At 62.4% G+C, this 2,205-nt stretch carries 2 protein-coding genes; both read right to left on the bottom strand.

Translation table 11 applies throughout. From position 1 onward, the window contains the following. Positions 1-4: 4 nt before the first annotated feature. Complete coding sequence (locus EOA24_RS35085; protein ID WP_127410656.1) at positions 5-1,234, bottom strand: acyl-CoA dehydrogenase family protein; 1,230 nt, start codon at positions 1,232-1,234, stop codon at positions 5-7. A 48-nt stretch (positions 1,235-1,282) separates the two neighbouring features. After that, positions 1,283-2,014: an ABC transporter ATP-binding protein gene (locus tag EOA24_RS35080; protein WP_245501925.1), complete on the bottom strand. Its 732-nt coding sequence runs from the start codon at positions 2,012-2,014 to the stop codon at positions 1,283-1,285. Between the last annotated feature and the right edge of the window lie 191 nt (positions 2,015-2,205).

Below are 2,205 nucleotides of genomic sequence, written 5' to 3'. Positions count from 1 at the left end.
GGTCTTACGACGGGCTGCGCCCGATCCGCCACTGATAGGGTGGTGGCGTGCCATTAACCGCGTAGTCGCCGACGATGCGATCCTTGTAGATGCGTGGGTTGTGCGAAGATAGGGTACGGGCATTGCGCCAATGGCGATCGAAGCCGATCGGCTTTCTGGTCGAGGATGCGCCCAGCGCATCGAAGATAATCGTCGACGCTTGAAGGACCAGATCCGTGACGACCGTCACCGCCTGCGATGTCTCGAGTTCGGCGATGGCGTTGGCCTTCTCCTCGGAATCGGCATCGCCGGCAAAGTGTGCCTGATAAGCGCGTTCGATCGCTTGCGCGACCTGCAAAACAATGGCGCCAGCCGCATAGGCGTTACTGCGAATGCGGCCAACGACCTGAAGTACCTGCGGATCCTGGCTCGAGCGTGGGGCGGCGCCATTGGAGTACGAGCGATTGCGCGCGGCAACGGCAGCGGCCGTCTCGTTGGCTATCGCCCGGCCGATGCCGGCAAGGGTGGCAAGATGCACCAGCTGGTAGAAGGCGGCACCATAGCGGAACTTGTCATCGTCGACGACGACATCGTCCGGGTCGACCGCGGCATCGGTGAAGATCGTGGTGCCGCTGGCCGTGAGCGTCTGGCCGAAACCGTCCCAGTCATCGATGACATCGACGCCCGGATCGTCGCGGCGCACCTGCAACACGATGCCTTTGCCGTCGAGCCCCGTCGCGCCGACATCGATCCAGTCGGCGAACAGCGAGCCGGTGGTGTAGTATTTGGTGCCGTTGAGTACCAGCCTATCACCCTTGTTCGAGATGCGAGTCGAGAAGACATCCTGTTTGGCATCGCCGATCTCGGTCCAGGCATTGCCAGCGATCTCGCCGCGGGCAATCCGCTCCACCCAGCGCTTGCGGCTCTCGCCGGCGGTCTTGTTGACGACATCCTCGACAAATCCAAAATGACCGCGCAGCGCCTGGGTGATGTTGGAATCCGCCGCCGACAGTTCGATCAGAATATTGGCGAGTTCGGGCAGCGTCGCGCCAAAACCACCTTCGGCTTCGGGTATGCGCAGCGCGCCGAGGCCCGCCTGCTTCAACCTAGCAATCTCTTCTGCCGGAAGTTCGCGGCCAAGCTCGCGCTCGACCGCGCCGGCAGCGATCTGTGCAAAGATCGGCCGGAAACGTTCGGCCAGTGTCTCATAGCGAGCGCTGGGGCCTGCGCCCCAGGCGCTGTCGATCTGTGTCATTTTGCGTTGTCCTGAAGTTGGCCGTCCCACCCGGCACGGGCGAGGCGGTCAGTGTGGTTTGGCGAGGTCGGCACCGCCCAGGTAAAAGTCCTGGACATCTTCACGGGCTCGCAGTTCCTCTGCCGTTCCCGACAGGACAACGCGGCCGTTTTCGAGGATGTAGCCGTAATCGGCATAGCGAAGCGCCAGATTGGCGTTCTGCTCGGCCAGCAGGAAGCTGACGCCCTGCTCACTGTTCAGAACGCGGATGATCTCGAAGATTTCCTGCACGATGATCGGCGCGAGGCCCATTGAAGGCTCATCCAGCAGCACAAGGCTCGGCTTGGTCATCAACGCGCGGCCGATGGCCACCATCTGCTGTTCGCCCCCGGAAGTCAGGCCGGCCTTGACCTTGCGCTTCTCCTTGAGGCGAGGAAACCACGTGTAGATCCGTTCGACGTCGCGCTGCAGGTCTGCCCTGCTTGGCTTACGGACGAACCCGCCGGAGAGGATGTTTTCTTCGACCGTCAGTTGCGCAAAGCAATGACGGCCTTCCAGCACCTGCACGACGCCTCTGGCGACGAGCCGGGACGCCGAGAGGCCGCTGACCGGCTCGCCTTGCCAGAGGATGCTGCCGCGGCTGACCTTGCCGCGCTCCGGTCCAAGCAGATTGGAAACCGCCTTCAGCGTTGTGGTCTTGCCTGCGCCATTGGCGCCGAGCAGGGCAACGATCTTCCCGTGCTCGACCTTGAGCGACACGTCGCGCACAGCAAGGATCGCCTGACCGTAGAGCGCTTCCATATTCTGGACCTCGAGGAAGCTTGTTGCTGCAACGGTCATGGGTCGATCCTGTCTGTGCGGGTTGATGTCAGTTCGTTGCAACGCGGGGCTCGATGCCCTTTTCCTTGGCGTAGGCGGCTGCCTTTGCCTTGATGACGTCGGCAAACAGCGAGGCATCGGCCTTTATCCAGTCGGTCCTTGTATCCCAGGAC

This window comes from Mesorhizobium sp. M2A.F.Ca.ET.039.01.1.1 (assembly GCF_003998035.1).
Classification (GTDB): domain Bacteria; phylum Pseudomonadota; class Alphaproteobacteria; order Rhizobiales; family Rhizobiaceae; genus Mesorhizobium.
Note: the sequence above shows the minus strand (reverse complement) of the source record. Positions and strands in the feature narration are given on the sequence as shown.

Coding starts and splice junctions, on each gene's coding strand:
- EOA24_RS35085 (WP_127410656.1), bottom strand. CDS start 1,234: ATGACACAGATCGACAGCGCCTGGGGCGCAGGCCCCAGCGCTCGCTAT.
- EOA24_RS35080 (WP_245501925.1), bottom strand. CDS start 2,014: ATGGAAGCGCTCTACGGTCAGGCGATCCTTGCTGTGCGCGACGTGTCG.